The organism is Streptomyces sp. NBC_01267, assembly GCF_036241575.1.
GTDB lineage: Bacteria > Actinomycetota > Actinomycetes > Streptomycetales > Streptomycetaceae > Streptomyces.
In genome coordinates this window covers 4,552,367-4,566,866 of sequence record NZ_CP108455.1, presented here as the reverse complement: position 1 = coordinate 4,566,866, position 14,500 = coordinate 4,552,367, and the positions used below count along the sequence as shown (strand labels likewise).

The 14,500-nt window shown below is 66.2% G+C and carries 11 protein-coding genes; 5 read left to right on the top strand and 6 right to left on the bottom strand.

All coding sequences use genetic code 11. The features are described 5' to 3' along the window. Positions 1-69 precede the first annotated feature (69 nt). The 3 genes from OG709_RS20970 to OG709_RS20960 all read right to left on the bottom strand — a co-directional run bounded on the left by OG709_RS20970 (position 70) and on the right by OG709_RS20960 (position 4,610). Positions 70-2,106 (bottom strand): hypothetical protein, encoded by a 2,037-nt coding sequence (locus OG709_RS20970; RefSeq protein WP_329167407.1) that lies wholly within the window; start codon positions 2,104-2,106, stop codon positions 70-72. Between the two features lie 110 nt (positions 2,107-2,216). Beyond that, a protein-coding gene (locus OG709_RS20965; protein ID WP_405683680.1) for an IS5 family transposase occupies positions 2,217-3,148 on the bottom strand; the annotation gives its coding sequence in 2 pieces (ribosomal slippage) (positions 2,217-2,798 and positions 2,801-3,148; 930 coding nt in all). A gap of 235 nt (positions 3,149-3,383) precedes the next feature. Beyond that, positions 3,384-4,610 (bottom strand): IS701 family transposase, encoded by a 1,227-nt coding sequence (locus tag OG709_RS20960; protein ID WP_443068526.1) that lies wholly within the window; start codon positions 4,608-4,610, stop codon positions 3,384-3,386. Between the two features lie 263 nt (positions 4,611-4,873). On the opposite strand from OG709_RS20960, the gene OG709_RS20955 reads away from it, so the two are divergent. The 4 genes from OG709_RS20955 (at position 4,874) to OG709_RS20940 (ending at position 11,650) form a co-directional block, all read left to right on the top strand. Next, the gene (locus OG709_RS20955; RefSeq protein ID WP_329167405.1) at positions 4,874-7,234 is read left to right on the top strand and encodes a hypothetical protein; all 2,361 of its coding nucleotides are present in this window, start codon (positions 4,874-4,876) and stop codon (positions 7,232-7,234) included. After that, the gene (locus OG709_RS20950) at positions 7,224-8,522 is read left to right on the top strand and encodes a hypothetical protein (RefSeq protein WP_329167404.1); all 1,299 of its coding nucleotides are present in this window, start codon (positions 7,224-7,226) and stop codon (positions 8,520-8,522) included. The genes OG709_RS20955 and OG709_RS20950 overlap by 11 nt, the downstream gene beginning before the upstream one ends. A 152-nt stretch (positions 8,523-8,674) precedes the next feature. Continuing rightward, positions 8,675-9,202, top strand: coding sequence for a hypothetical protein (locus OG709_RS20945; RefSeq protein ID WP_329167402.1), 528 nt, complete (start codon positions 8,675-8,677; stop codon positions 9,200-9,202). A 993-nt stretch (positions 9,203-10,195) separates the two neighbouring features. Next, positions 10,196-11,650 carry a PE-PGRS family protein gene (locus OG709_RS20940; RefSeq protein ID WP_266641459.1) on the top strand — a complete coding sequence of 485 codons (1,455 nt, stop codon included), beginning with the start codon at positions 10,196-10,198 and terminating at the stop codon, positions 11,648-11,650. A gap of 196 nt (positions 11,651-11,846) precedes the next feature. On the opposite strand, the gene OG709_RS20935 is transcribed toward OG709_RS20940, so the two are convergent. The 3 genes from OG709_RS20935 to OG709_RS20925 form a co-directional block, all read right to left on the bottom strand. Further along, a complete protein-coding gene (locus OG709_RS20935) occupies positions 11,847-12,491 on the bottom strand; it encodes a hypothetical protein (protein WP_266641460.1) in 645 nt (214 codons plus the stop codon). Positions 12,492-12,805: 314 nt separating this feature from the next. Then, positions 12,806-13,639, bottom strand: coding sequence for a hypothetical protein (locus tag OG709_RS20930; RefSeq protein ID WP_266641462.1), 834 nt, complete (start codon positions 13,637-13,639; stop codon positions 12,806-12,808). Between the two features lie 37 nt (positions 13,640-13,676). After that, entirely contained in the window at positions 13,677-13,937 is a 261-nt protein-coding gene (locus OG709_RS20925) for a hypothetical protein (RefSeq protein ID WP_266641463.1), read from the bottom strand. Between the two features lie 295 nt (positions 13,938-14,232). Here OG709_RS20925 and OG709_RS20920 point away from each other — a divergent pair, with 295 nt between their 5' ends. Further along, the gene (locus OG709_RS20920; protein WP_266641464.1) at positions 14,233-14,457 is read left to right on the top strand and encodes a WXG100 family type VII secretion target; all 225 of its coding nucleotides are present in this window, start codon (positions 14,233-14,235) and stop codon (positions 14,455-14,457) included. The last annotated feature ends 43 nt before the right edge of the window (positions 14,458-14,500 follow it).

The window sequence follows — 14,500 nt, the reverse complement described above, 5'->3', positions numbered from 1 at the left end:
CTCCGGCCGCCAGCCATCCCTTACTGCGCCGCATCACCATTGAACTCCGCTCACTCAAAGTGCCACGCATTAGCTGGATCCACGGGTGAAGGCATCCCTCATATCACCCTCAAAGTTATTCAGCTGACCGTCCTGGCCTTTCTTCACACGAAGCCACCAAATGTTGAAGTCCTGCCGATCATCGTCATTGCGGATGACGATGTCACCTTGCGCCCATTCTGGATGATTCCCCGGCGCCTTAATATCACCAGATCGGACGAGACCCTGCATCAGAGGAATCTGCATGGACGTCGCCTCGCCGAACTTCACCCCTGAGTAGTTACGCTCCGCCTGTTCGGCCTCGCCCGAAGGGAACTTGGAACCTCCGTACGGCATCCCCGCCCATATCGACGCCTGAACCCACGTAGACCCCAGGGCGAACTTCGCTGGATTTGCGGGCAAGGGAACCGCCGCCGCGGCGCTGGAGATGATGTTGAACCACAGCAGCTGCTTGGCGTGTTCGGCCTCCCTCAGGTCCGCCTCCTCCATGTGGACATCGTGACCGGCAGCGGATACTTCCCCGCGGAGCTCTGCCAAGTTCCGGAGATACGCACCGTCTTCTCCAGTAATTCCATGCTGAGATACCAAGCTGATCTGTGCATTAATTGCCTGGATAACATTGCCCGCCTCCCCCTTATTCTTCATGGCTGCACTCAGAAATGCCTTGGCAGTATCTCGACCCACAACAATCGTGCCATCACCGGCCGGAGCAGCATTCTTCTGGTTGATGTCCGTCGATGCGGCAAAATCTGGCACATAGGATTGAAATACATTGGACAGCGCCTTTGATATCTCAAGGTTGAACGGATACTGCTCCTTCTCTAGATCGCTCCTCTTCCCGTCCGACTTATACTTCTCCGCGCCCGCGTTGATGACGTTCGCAGCTGCCCCGGCGGACGCCGTAGCGTGGTGTTGACGGTCGTTGGTGGCTACTCGAATCACCGCGCCCGGCCACTTGGCGTCGTTCGTCTGAAGTCCCGGCGTCGCCCAGTGGTCATCGACGAGTTCCCTGGCGTGCCGGGGGCCGTCGGATCCGTTGAGCAAGTCCCGCGATGCTTCGGGGTTCTCGCTGACGCGCTGCATCAAGGCGATCGACGGATCATTGGCATCAATGGCCGCGGTCCGGTCCTGAGCGTCGTAAATGCCCTCGTTGTCAGAACTGTGCGCCAGTCCGATCGAGTTGTACCAGGCGTCGTCCGGGTCTACAAATCCCCCAGGAGCGTATACAGCTCCGGCGACCCGCCCCTTCTTGTAGGTGGGCCTCATCTGATGCTCCTTGCGCCAGTCGAGCATCACGCCGCCGACCGCAGAAAGCGTCTTCGGATCCCAACTGCTGCCCTTAGGGCCATATTTGAAGAGTGCACCGACCGACCACATGTCACCATCTGGCGGATTGGTGAGGGATTTGAGGTAGTCCGGGTTCGGCAGGATCTTGCCTGCCTGCTGGAGAGCGAAGACTTGACTGACGCCTGTGGCGTACTGGCCGATCATCCGCTGTGAGTCTTTGTTGACGACCTCACCGTCGTGCGTTCCGTCTTCCACATGCAAGGCGTGACCGACGCGAGCCGCGTCGGCGATGCCGCCTGCAGCTGCGAAGGCCGTCAGGTAGGCGGGATCGTCCTGGTGATCGGCAAGAGAGCGACCGATGGCCTCGATGTCCTCGCGGGAGCCATCGGCCTTGGGGTCGTCGAGCGCCTTCTTGAGGGTCGCGGCCTCTTGCTTGGCCTCTTTCGCGCTCTCCTTGGAGACGTCCTTCATGTCCCACGGGATGTCGATGATGTTCCCGTCCGGGGTGCAGACGCCGGACGCACCACCGACCTCTTCCAAGTTGTGAGCCAGATCGGCGCGCTTGGACATATCGCGAGCATCGTCGCCAACTGCGCGCGCCTGCTGGGCCAGCAGGGACAGATCGAGGCCGCTGTCCCAGTCCTTGAAGTTCTTGCGAATCAGTGCCCCGTGTTTTACCAGGGCCTGTTCCAAATCCCCGAGCCGGTCGGCGAGCTTGCGCACGCGCACCGGATCGACACCTACGTATTCCCCCATGAACTCAACGCCCCCGTGCACCATCTGTCGACGATCAACCACAGCTCAGCGGTCAGCATTCACCGTAGCAAGGCTGCGTATCCAGTAGTTAGGCCACTTCGAAGTCCTGGGCGGTCTAGGCACTGTTTCTCGGATCATGTTCGGAGCCAGATGACGAGGGCTGCGAGTGTGACGGTGCCGAGGTAGATGTAGGCGCGTTTCTCGTAGCGGGTGGCGACGGCGCGGAAGCCTTTCAGACGGTTGATTGCGCGTTCGACGGTGTTGCGTTTCTTGTATCGCTCGCTGTCGAAACCGGTGGGACGGCCGCCTCGGGAACCGCGATTCTTGCGGTGTCTCTGCTGGTCGAGGCGTTCGGGGATGGTGTGCCGGATTCCGCGTCGTCGCAGGTAACGCCGGGTTTTCCGAGAGGTGTAGGCCTTGTCCGCGAGGACATGGTCGGGCCGGGTCCGGGGCCGGCCGACTCCGGTTCGGGGCACGGAGACCTGCTCCAGTACTCGCTCGAACTGGGGGCCGTCACCGTAGTGTCCGGATGTCAGGACGAGGGCGAGTGGCCGGCATCGCCCATCGGCGGCAAGGTGGATTTTGGTGGTGAATCCGCCGCGGGAACGTCCCAGACACTCGCCGATCTGACCACTTCCTCCAGCCGGACTGCCAGTTTCCTCAACACCGGATCGACCTGGTTCGTCCCCCCAGCGATCCCCCTTTGAGGGACCGCGACCGCCGGCGCCTTCCTCGCGCCAGCGGCGTGCTGGTGGGCCCGCACAACTGTCGAGTCCACCGACACATCCCAGTCGATCCCGCCCACCGCGTCCTCGGCCGACTGGATGCGGGACAGCAGCATCGCCCATGTCCCATCCGCTGACCAGCGGCGATGTCGTTTATAGACCGTCTCCCACGGCCCGAACCGCTCCGGCAGATCCCGCCACTGCACACCGGTCCGCACCCGGTAGAGAACCCCGTTGATCACCCGACGGTGGTCGCTCCACCGACCACCACGCGCACCACCAGGAGGTAAGAACGACTCCAGCCGATCCCACTCCGCATTCGTCAGATCCCCACGGCCCATACAGCCACCCTCGCCCCAACACCCCACCCACGTCAGGAGATCCGAGAAACAGTGCCTAGTACTCCAGCCGGACTTCTTCATTAGCGCTGGTCAGCGGTTCGAGTGTGGGGAGTGTAGCGGGCTGGAACAGGGGTGGGGCGGTCTTGGCCGGGCCGGCCCACGAACGTGTGGCCGCGCCGTGTGTAGTGGCAACGGCGGGCGCGTGCTTGGTGGCGGCGACGCCAGTGGGACCACGTCATCGCGTGGTTGCGGTCCGGAGCACGGTGGCGGGGTCCAGTTGCCAGCAGACGTCGAATCTCGGCGGGTGTGAGGTCCACGAGGTCGGGTGTGTCCCGTTCGATGCCCCCTTTTCTCGTTCCTGGGCGGCCAGGACCGCGAGGAAGGCATGCGCGAGCATGGCGAGGGTGATGTGCCGGTACCAACCCACCCAGCGGCGGACTTCGTACTGGTCCAGGCCGCATTCGTTCTTCGCGCTCTGGAAGCATTCCTCGACCTTCCAGCGGCAGCCGGCGACGTGCACCAGGTCGGCGACGGTGGCGTCCAGGGGTGCACTGGCGAGGTAGTAGGCGAGTTCGTCGGGCTTGGCGATACTGCGGCGGGCCAGCATCCAGCGCTGCCGGGTCGGTTCGTCGCCGTCGAATTCCCACACTGCGGGGAGGCGAGCTGCGGCCCAGTCGTAGAAGCGCTCGCCCTTCGCGCCGCTTCCTGCGGACAGCCGCTGCCAGGCTTCGGGCGGCGCCTGGCCGATGAGGTGGTCGATGCGCGGACCGTGGACCTGCTGGGACTTGGGCACGGCCACGACGTAGGAAAGCTGATGGTCTTCGAGGAAGCGACGGAAGTGGGAGTCCTGGCCGTAGGCGGAGTCCGCGGTGACCCAACCAACGGGCAGGGGCGAGGCGAGGGCCCGCAGGATGGTGGCCCTCGCCAGCTCTCCCTTGGTGGCGAAGGCGCGGTCGTCGGGGACACGGGCGGCCCGACAGCGTTCGCGGTCCTCGGTCCAGGACTTGGGCAGGTAGAGCTCACGGTCGACCAGGGTGTGGCCGCGGGTGGTGGCGTAGGCGGCGAAGACGCCGATCTGGCAGTTCTCGGTGCGGCCTGCGGTACCGGAGTACTGGCGCTGGACGCCGGCTGAGGTGGTGCCCTTCTTCACGAAGCCGGTGTCGTCGATGATCAGCACCCCGTTGTCCGCGCCGAGGTGTTCGGCGACGTAGGCGTGCAGGTCGTTGCGGACCTCGTCGGCCTCCCAGCGGCTCCGGGAGAGCAGGTGCTGCAGCCCGTCGGGGGTGGCGTGCCCGGCGTATTCGGCGAGCTGCCAGCCATTCTTGCGGCCCACCGGGCCAAGAAGCCCACGGACGTAGTCCCGCATCCGACGCCTGGACTCCACGCGGGTAAAACGGCCCCCGATCCGCAAGAGGAGCTCGCCAAGTTCCTCTTCCCACAGGTTTGTTGGTACATCGTCCATGCGGTCGGAATGCCCGAAACACTGCCACTACAAGCAGCGCGGCCACACGTTCGTGGGACGGCCCGGCCAAGACCGCCCCACCCCTGTTCCAGCCCGCTACACTCCCCACACTCGAACCGCTGACCAGCGCTAATGAAGAAGTCCGGCTGGAGTACTAGTGGGGTTTCCATGCGGCCAACAAGCGAAGCCCGCCTCGAATGCCGGTTTCTCGCTGTATTCGACCCTCTTACCACCAGAACACACACCTCGATAGAGTTCGCCGCATGAGGGAACGGAACGCAGACGCCCACGCGGGCACCACGCCGTACACCGCTCGCGGCGGCACTCCGCACGCTGCCGCTCTGCGTACCACGTTCGCGCTGTTGGCGCTGGTGTTCGCCCTGATCGCCCCCGCCGGGCCCGCCGTCGCTCAGGGCGGCGCGCAAGGAACCGCGCCCGCCTCCCAGGCCGCTCACCTCGCCGACCTGCTCCGTGCCGACCCGGTCTACGTCACCGACCAGTTGCCCCGGGAAGTTCCCCGCTCCCTCGCTCCCTCGTTCGTGAAGTACGCGAAGCGGACCGGCGTCCCGACGTATGTCCTGGTCCTTCCCCCGCAGCGCGGCGGTGTGGACTCGCTGCTCGGCGCGGTGCACGACCGGCTCGGGCGGGACGGGCTCTACGTGCTGGTCGACGACATGGGAGTCGCCGCCGCCACGGCCTACGGCGTACGCGCCCCCGCAGACGACGCCTCCACCGTCTCGCTCTACGAACTCCCTTACGATGCAGGTCCCTTGCTCAAGTTCCAGCGCTTCACCGACGTGATCGCCGAGGGGAGCGGCAAGGCCGCGCAGCGTGCGGCGAAGGCACGGAAGATGTACAGCGGCGAGAACGGCAGTTCCCGTGATCCGGGCCCGATGTACATCGGACCCACCGACCGGGACAACCAGTCGTTCCTCACCGGCATTCTGCTGACCGGGATTCCGCTGCTGATCCTGCTGCTGTCGCCGTACGTACGACGTCGGCTCCGCCACCGCGCGCAGCCGCCCAAGGCACACGAGGCACACGAGGCACACGAGCCTCCCAGGCCGCTCAAGACGCCCAAGGCGCCCAAGGCGCCCACGCGTCCCGCCGGGTCTCAGCGGCCCGTCGACCTCGCCAAGCTTCCGAAGCAGCAAACCGGAGCCAATGCCTCCACGACTGAGGCCTCCAAAACTGAGGCCTCCAAAACTGAGGCCTCCACGACTGAAGCCTCCGCGACCGAGACCTCCGCGCGGCCTCCGCGACCACGCCGCCCGCTCGTCCCCCATCTCATCGAGGCGGCGTGCGCGCTGCTGGCTGCCGTCGCCGTCGTCCTCGTCACGCTGCACACCTTCGACCAGAAGTCGTCCAGCGCGGCGCCCCCGCCCACCGCCGCCGACCTGTCGGCCCGCATCGACCGGGTCGCGGCCGGGCTGACGCAGGACCCGCTGTACAGCGATCCGGAGAGCCCGCAGCCTCTCGACGCGGCCAAGCAGTCCGAACTGCGGCACCACATGGCCGCGTTCAAGGCGAGCGCCGGGCCCGTCTACCTCGCGGTCGTACCGCAGCTGTCCGACGACGAGTCGGGCGGCGAGGCCGATGTCTTCAGTTCAGCGCTCCACACGAAGGTGGACAAGGACGGCGTCTACATCGTCGCCGATCCGCTCCGGGGCGATATCGACGTCCAGAACTTCGGACTCCGGCTCGATGACAGCCGGTTGACCTTCGGCCTGCCCGACTCCATCCGCTACGACCACGAGGCCTCCGCGCCTGCCGACCTCCGGCTCGGCGCGCGGCTCGACCAGCTGATGGCGCTGCTCGACAAGACGCCCCGCACGGCCGGATCGGGCGATTCCAGCTCCGGCACCGGCACCGACCGCGCACCGGACCCCGTCGAGGACAACGCGCTGCATCCGCTCTTCTTCCGCAGCGACTTCTGGCCGGGTACCTTCATCGGCCTGCTCGCCGGAGCCGCTGCGTTCGGGATCGCCGTAGCACTGATCAGCATCGGCGGCGCACTGACCGCCCGCCGCAGACGAGCCACCGCCGCTTCCTCCATGCCCGGCGCCTTCCCGGCCCCGGCCGATCCGTCCATGTCGTACGTACGACGCACGGCTCGCAGCGAGATCAGCGCCCTCGGACGGGAGTTCGCGTCCCCGCCGGACGGGATGTCCGAGGCGGTCCGTACCCGGGTCTGGGACTGTCTGGACGCAGCCACCCTCCTGATCGACCGTGACTCCGACGGCCGGGTCGACAGCGGAGCGGCGCCCGCCGAACTGGCAACCGCCGTCGCCCTGGCCCGCCTCGGCCGGGCTGCACTGGCCACCGGTACGACCGCCGACTTCTGCTGCGCTCTCAATCCGCTGCACGGCCCCGCCACCCAGCAGCACGACGTGCGGTACCTGGTACGAGGGCGGCGCAGGCGGCGCCGCATCCCGGTGTGCGAGCCGTGCCGCGCCGCGGCCACCGGAGCGGACGCCGCGCCGGGCTTGCGCCGGCTCACACTTCCGGGCACCGACGGCGGTGAGCGAGTGGCGTACGAGGACGCCACCGGCCCCCTGTCCGCCGCGCAGCAAGGGACCGCCCCACTTCTCGACGCCGTAAGGGAGTACGCCGGTGTCCAGTAACCCCGGGAGCCTCAAGCGCACCCTCACCACCCCGTTCACCACTCCGCTCGCCGCTCTGCTGTCGGCACTGGCCCTGGTCCTGGTGCCGGCGCTTCCGGCCGGTGCACAGCAGCCCAGCCCCGGCACCCGGATCGCGGAGGGGCTGCGTACCTCGCCGGTGTACGTGGACCCCGGGTACGCCGGATCCGTGCCACCCGCCCGCCAGAAGCAGCTCGCCGCGCAGATCGCGAGGACCGGCCTGCCGATCAAGGTGGTGCTGGTGCCGCTGGTCAAGGGCGACAGCTTCAACGGCAAGGCCGACGAGCTCCAGGGAGTCGTACGCGACCATCTGACCCGGCCCGGCCTCATCCTGATCACCACGTCCGAGCAGGCCGGCTATCTGGACGGCCAGGAGTGGCCCGACGACAAGCACCAGACCAGGGACGCCGTGTCGGCGGTCGGCTTCCTGCCCGACATGCGGGACGCGGGCCTGGCCGAGCAGGTGTCCAAGGCGATCGAACTGGTGCAGCAGGGCAACGGCACTCAGGTGTACAAGAACGCCACGGCCCACCTGGGTTCGTCCACGCCGGACACTGCCCACAAGTCGACGGGCAGCGGCGCTCCCTGGCTGGTCGTCACCGTCGCCGCAGTAGCAGCGCTCGGCCTCGCAGGCGGCCTGCTGGTCTTCGTACGCCGCCGCCGGAACGGCCAAGGGGCAGGCGCGGCCTTCACGTTCCCCAAGGCAGTGTTCGCGGCGGCCCGCACCGCCGACGAACGTGCCCTGCGCGAGCACGCGAACGCCGAGGTCATCGCGCTCGGCGAGGCTGCGCAGTCCGCCTCCGACGCCCTTCCCGGCCTGCCGCGCGCCCTGGACGCGTACGCCGCGGCGGGCAAGGTACTGGACGAGGCCCACGGCCTGCCCGACCTGGCCGGTGTCCTGGCCCTGGTCACCGAGGGCCGCGACGCCCTGGCCGGCAATGCCGCGTCCGCGCTCCCGCTCTGCTTCTTCAACCCCCTGCACGGCCGCGCCACCCGCCGCATCGACTGGCGCCCGCTGGGCCGCCGCGACCGACTGAACGTGGCAGCGTGCGAGGCCTGCGACCGCGCGGTCCGCACCCGGCGCGCGCCGGAGGTACTCACCGCACCGGAGCCGCGCGGCGCCCACCGTGTCCCCTACTTCGAGATCCCGGCGGACCGGAGCGTGTGGGCCGCCACGGGGTACGGGTCGCTGGTGCGGTCGGCGGAGGACGGAATGGCGGCGCGGGTGGGGCGCGGGGAGTTCTCGCGGGCGGGCGGGGCGTCCTCTTGAGCGGAGGCGCGCACGTGCACCGGAAATATTCGACGTAGCACCTGAAACCGGTACAGCACTGACTTCACCTGGCGCGCCCCCTCTCCTCTTGGGTAGCGTCGGTTCACTGTCGAGGACTTCTTGCCGTCAACCACTGAGGCGAACCCGGAATCATGTACGCAGAGAAATTGCCCAAGATCTGGTCGGCCGTCTGTATCGGGCTCTATCTGATCGGGATCTCCTACCTGGGCAAGGACACCATCCCCGATGAAATCGGGCTCTGGCTGGGACTTTCCGCGCTTTTCCTGATTGTTCTGGTGCCCTGCCTGGGTGTCCCGATCTCAAAAGCGATCTATCACCGGGTGCGGATCGAGGACGGAATTCTCCGGGTCGGTCGCGAGCGCATCCCCGTCTCCGATGTGGACCCGGCATCCGTGCATGCCGCAATCCAGAGCGCCGAACCCATTCCGGCGCAGCAGTGCGCGTCGTCGATGAGTTCCATCGACGCACCGGCAGCCAGCTTCCGGGCCGTCGAGCGGAAGGCTCCTCGGCTGGTCGGCGGAGGGTGGGCAGTGCCGATGGGTATGGACAGCGTCGCGATCTCCAACCGCCGGGGTGAACCACTACTGATCGCCACCAGGGATCGGGCCGCCTTCCTCACCGCCCTGTCCAATGCCACTGCCGCACCAGGAAGGTTCTGACAACGCAGCGAGTTGGCACCCGGCACCCGACTGCGCGCAGGTCCATCGCACCCACCAGATCAGAGGAACGCCCAGATGCATAGCCGTAATCTGCGGAATGTCTCGCTCGCGCTACTCGTCGTGGTTCTGGCCGCGGGATGTTCCCGCGCAGCGGAGTCGGGCCGGAAGGCCGGATCGAAAAGCTTGGGCCCGACTTACCACCAGGCCATGGACCGGAGGTATCCGGACGCACTGAAGGCGATGAAGTCCACCCTGCCGAAGGAAGAGGCCCAGGAGATTCCGGGCGGAACCATTTAGTGCGGCGAGCTCGACGTCATTGACAACAAGGTAGGTGCAATCCCTCATCTACTGACCAGAGCGGCAGCGCCTGACGTATCTGACGCAGTGTCGAGCCTGTCGGCGATCGCCAACTGACTGCGTGACACGGCACGCGATCTACGCCGACACGCGACCGTACTCAGGACTCCGTGAGAATCCCTCTTCGAATCCCTCTCGGCTTTCGGCCTGCCCACCGTCTTGGCCAAATCGCGGAGACAAAGCATCAAAAGTCGGCTCCGGAATCGCCCACGGCGCCAAAAGCCTCGCCAAAAAAGCCAACCCGATGCACCGGTTCTGAACATGGGGGCGTCGGCAGCCACTGCCGACACCCCCGGAACTCGCCATCCACATCCAGCTCGGCGATTCGATCCTGTACGCACGGGCACAGGTGTACGGTCCCCACGACGGTGCGCTAGTTGTTCCCGCTCGATCCCCTGCCGCGCGAGTCCGCGAAGAGTCCCTCCCTACGGCGCCCATCGGCGAATCCTCGCGTCAGGAAGTGGACCTGCGCGCCCCCACCCGCTCACCCTTGTCGCTCGCTCCGGCTGATCTGGATCAGTTCGCCAACCAGCAGGGCCAGAACCGCGGTACAGGTCTGCCGCGCCAGTATTCTGAGCCACGCGCGCGGCTGAACCGCGTCTGCAAAGGGACGATTCCTGAGGGGGACAGAGAATCATGAGGATGGTCAATCCGGACGATCTGGATCAGCTCGCCAAGCTCATGGACGGCAAGGGTGGAGTTCAGGACAAGGTCGACGAAGCCTTCACCAGAGCGTCACAGCTGGGCGTCACCAGCCATCTCACCTCACTGAAGCCGTTGCGCTCCTGGGTCTCGGACACCGCCCCCGACCTGCGTAAGCGCGCCGGGATCGCCCGACTGGAGAGCGGCGACCCCGAGGCCGGGGCCCGCTGGGCGGGATTCACGCCCAAAGAACTGGACAAATACCTCAAGGACCACAAGGGTCAAGGACTCACACCCGACGAGATCCTCCTCGCCAACTCCATCGCTGCCAGCAAGGATCCCAAGGCCGACACATTCAAACGGCAGTCCAACGAGTCGCTGAACGACTGGATCAGCCGGATCAAAGCGGACGCCCTGAGCCAAATACCCGGGCTTGAGCCCCACGCCGCGACCATCGTCAGCATCATGGACCTCTACGGCGACTGGAAGTCCGTCAAAGGCACCGCGGCCACGGTCACCATGCAAGGCGGAGCACTCACCAAGGTTCTGGTCGGTAACGCGCTCAAGTCCAACGTGCTCGTGCCGTGGAAGAACCGCATCGGCACGGTTCTGGCCGGCCGCAACAACAGTCTGCTGAAGTGGGCCGGCGGCAAGGTCATCGCGTACACCCCGACGATCCGCTCGCTCGGCGCTCCCGGCAGTTGGTTCCCGAGCAAGCTCGGACAGTGGGCGCAGAAGATACCGGGCACACGAGGCCTGGTCGGCGACATGACCGGGGAGGCGTACGACGCGGTGCGTGGGCTGAGTTTCATGGACTCGCCCATCTGGCGGGGTGTCACGGTCAACAAGGCGATCAACTTCCTTGTCGGCTCTGATGAGTTGGCGGCCAAGTACGGGGGTGTCACGCACGCGGGCACTCTGGTCGCCCGGGCAGGCAACGCCGATCTTCTGCGGGTGGCTCGGAGTGCTGCCTACTTCCAGAAGGCGGCCAACGCCCGGCCTGCCGTTATCGCGGCAGGCCGAACAGCTTCGCCGCTACTCAAAGGGCTTGGCGCTGCGGGCAAGACGGCGGGCTTCCTGCGTGGTGCGGGCATCGTCGGCAGTGTCGCGGCAACCGGCTTCAGCGCGGCGAACGTATGGGCCCAGGGCAACCCGATCGACGCATTCAAGCGGAAGGGCGCGGGGTACGTCGCGGATGTCGCCGAGGTCGGCTTCAACGCCTCCATGACCGCTGCCATGATCGCCCCCAACCCCGTCACCATCGGCCTCGCCGTCGGAACCGGGATCATCTACGGCGGCGCAAAAATCGTCGAACACTGGGACGACATCAAGAAGGGCGCAGGCAAAGCCGCCGACTGGGTCGGAGACAAAGCATCAAAAGTCGGCTCCGGAATCGCCCACGGCGCCAAGAGCCTCGCCAAAAAAGCCAACCCGATGCACTGGTTCTGAACATGGGGGCGTCGGCAGCCACTGCCGACACCCCCGGATCTCGTCATCCGGTACGGCGATTCAAGCCCGTGCACGAGGGCGCAGGCCTACGATCTCCGCGGCAGCGCGTCGAAGTCCCGCTCGAACCACGGCGCCGTACGGCACCCACGACTGAAACCCCCGTGTCGGGGAATGGACCTGCTCAGCCCCAGCCCACTCAGTCGTGCCGACGCCGCAACCGCCCGTACAGAACGAACGCTTCCATCCCGGCGAACAGGCTGCCGCAGGTCCACGCGAGACCGGAAGACAACCCGTGGACCGAACTGTCCAGCCTTGGAACGAGCCAACCGGTCGGGTCCTCGACCAGGATTACCCGCTGACCGGTCTTGCTGCTTCCAGAGCAGCCGCTGGAATCGTCCACCGAGTACGTCCTGGGCTTGCCCGTAACAGGATCGATGCGGACCACCTGGCAGGTGTGGCCAGCATCGCCGTGCTTACGGTGATAGCTCGCGACACCGGCCATCAGGCCCTCGTGGTGCACCCCACGCCGGTTCATCACGAAGTCGTTCAGCGCGGGCCCAGCAAAGAGCAGCAGGACGAACCCGAGCGTGGCTGCACAGACGCCCGGCCCGGCACCGCACATGGCCCAGGCGGTACAGAGCACGATCAGCGCAAGGAACACGGCCAGCAGCATCGCCGACGTGCCCTGCCGCTGCGCGAGCCAGGCGCAGCCCAGCAACAGTGGCGCGAGGACAAGGGTGCCAATGGTGCCGGGCCACCGGCGGGGGCGCTCGACGGGAATCGGCGTCGAGGCTGTGTCCTCCACGCCGACGGCATCCGTGCTGTTCACTTCGCTGTCCATTCCCCCATCGCCCAGGGTTCGCGTCTCATTGCCGGACGGTGGGGGAATTACCGGTCATCGATACGACTGTTCCGCCCACGGTGAGGCCTGCCGCGCGGAGGCTCGCTTTCCCCAGGCCTCCCTCGGAGGAGAGAATCCGGTAGTTCGCCACCGGGCAGGCGGACCCGGCTCAGAGTCGTCCCCTCCCGCTGCCTTCCAAGTGGGGCCCGGCAGGCGACAGGGATCCCGGGAAGTCGCGATACTTCCACGTTTGCCCTTTTATTGCCTCTCACTGAAAGGGAGCAAATCAAACTGAAATGAACTCGGCTTTTGCGTCACGCCTCGTCAATCAGATCAACCTTGTCCGGCAGCAGATCCGCGACCTTCTCCCAGATCGCGCCTGCATCCGATCGCACCAGGACCAGCACGCTCTCCGGTGTCACCTGGCCCGGCAGGATCGGCTCCTCCGGCTGTTCGCGGATCCAGTAACCGCGGGGGCCGCAGTCCCAGACCGCGAGGGCGCGAAGCATTGCGGCCCGTTCGCCCTCGTGCTTGCCGTCCCAGGCCGTGGTGATGCGCCAGGTGGCGTTGACGGCCAGGACCAGGTCGGCGAACTGGGCCAGCTCCGGGTCCTTGAGTTTACTGTCGGACGCCACCAGGGCCTTGCGCACCAGTTCGCGCGTCGCGGCCTCGTCCACTCCATCGCCTTCGCCGAGCGCCACGAAGGCCGAGTCCAGAGCGCCCATCGTCGTTTCGACGCGCGGGGTCGTCGGCTCCTCGCTCTCACTGTTTCGGAGGTTGACCTTGCGGGCCAGTTCCCACACCAGGGTGCTGGGCTCCAGCGGGACGTACTCGGACTCCTCCTCGCCGGGCCAACCATCGTGGGAGACGACCGCGTCCTGGCCCACGATGACGCCGTGGTTGACCGGACCGTGTTCGCCCGTGACCTCCACCGTGATCATGACCAAGGGCTCGGAGAGCGCACCGAGCAGATCCCGCATCAGTGGGGCCAGTTCACCTTCCTCACCGACCAGGCCGATCTGCTGGAGCTCTGCCAAGGACGGCCAAAGGTCGTCGGGTGGGGTCTCGCCGTCCAGCAGGTGTGCGAACACGCCGATGTGGCGGTCGGCCAGCCGGAGACGGCCTCGGGAACTGTCGTAAGAAGGCATGTCTCTCTTTCTCCCCAGGGCCTGACGGCCGCGCGGATCACTTCTTCGGGTTCTGCAGATCCTTGGCGTCCTGAGTGGCCTTGTGTGCCTCGTCGCGCAGCGCCTTGGCGACTGTGCCGCACTTCGTGCGCCAACTCTTCAGCTTGCCTCGCACGTCATCCGCATTGGGACCCGCCCAGGTCTTCATCGCTGTCGTGCTCTGAGTGTTGGGCTGATCGACCATCGAATCGATGTAGTCCGCCAGCGAACGCAGAGACGCAGCACGCGTATTAAGTTCCTGAATGTCCGGATTACCCATAGCAGCTCCCCCGCTGTCCTGCGCAGACTGGCGTCAAGCATAGTTTGGACCCCAATCGGCATCAAAGCGTGTGTCAAACCTCGACACCTCCCGGCAGCACGATGTTGTCCCACCGCGGAAATCCTGAGAAGGCACCGATCGTCCAACTTCCGCCAGCCGGAGGGCCGAAGGGGCTTTACGGGAACTGCCTGCGGTGCGGTAGCGTCCACTGTTGCAAACGGATAGTCCGTTTACCTCAGTGACAACGGGGAGGATCGCGATGGATCGCGGTGCAGATCTTGTAAAACTCCGGCATTTGGCTTCGACCTTCAAGGGTAAGTCGGGTGACCTCCACACTCTGATCAAGACCCTGAACTCGGCGTCGTCCGGAAGCGACGGCTACTGGAAGGGCCCGAAGGCCGACCGGTTCCGCCACGACTGGGAGAGCGTCCGTCCCACCTTCGAGAAGTGGGTCGAGACGCTGATGGACGCCAGCAAGTCCGCGTCCACGAGCGCCGACAACATCGAGCGCGCGACCTGATCCAGGTCAGCTGAGCGCACGACGGCGGGGCGGTCACCTGATT

Bases quoted from the DNA above. Each gene is read 5' to 3' on its own strand.
- OG709_RS20970 (WP_329167407.1), bottom strand. From the start codon at position 2,106: ATGGTGCACGGGGGCGTTGAGTTCATGGGGGAATACGTAGGTGTCGAT.
- OG709_RS20960 (WP_443068526.1), bottom strand. From the start codon at position 4,610: ATGGACGATGTACCAACAAACCTGTGGGAAGAGGAACTTGGCGAGCTC.
- OG709_RS20955 (WP_329167405.1), top strand. From the start codon at position 4,874: ATGAGGGAACGGAACGCAGACGCCCACGCGGGCACCACGCCGTACACC.
- OG709_RS20945 (WP_329167402.1), top strand. From the start codon at position 8,675: ATGTACGCAGAGAAATTGCCCAAGATCTGGTCGGCCGTCTGTATCGGG.
- OG709_RS20940 (WP_266641459.1), top strand. From the start codon at position 10,196: ATGAGGATGGTCAATCCGGACGATCTGGATCAGCTCGCCAAGCTCATG.
- OG709_RS20935 (WP_266641460.1), bottom strand. From the start codon at position 12,491: ATGGACAGCGAAGTGAACAGCACGGATGCCGTCGGCGTGGAGGACACA.
- OG709_RS20930 (WP_266641462.1), bottom strand. From the start codon at position 13,639: ATGCCTTCTTACGACAGTTCCCGAGGCCGTCTCCGGCTGGCCGACCGC.
- OG709_RS20925 (WP_266641463.1), bottom strand. From the start codon at position 13,937: ATGGGTAATCCGGACATTCAGGAACTTAATACGCGTGCTGCGTCTCTG.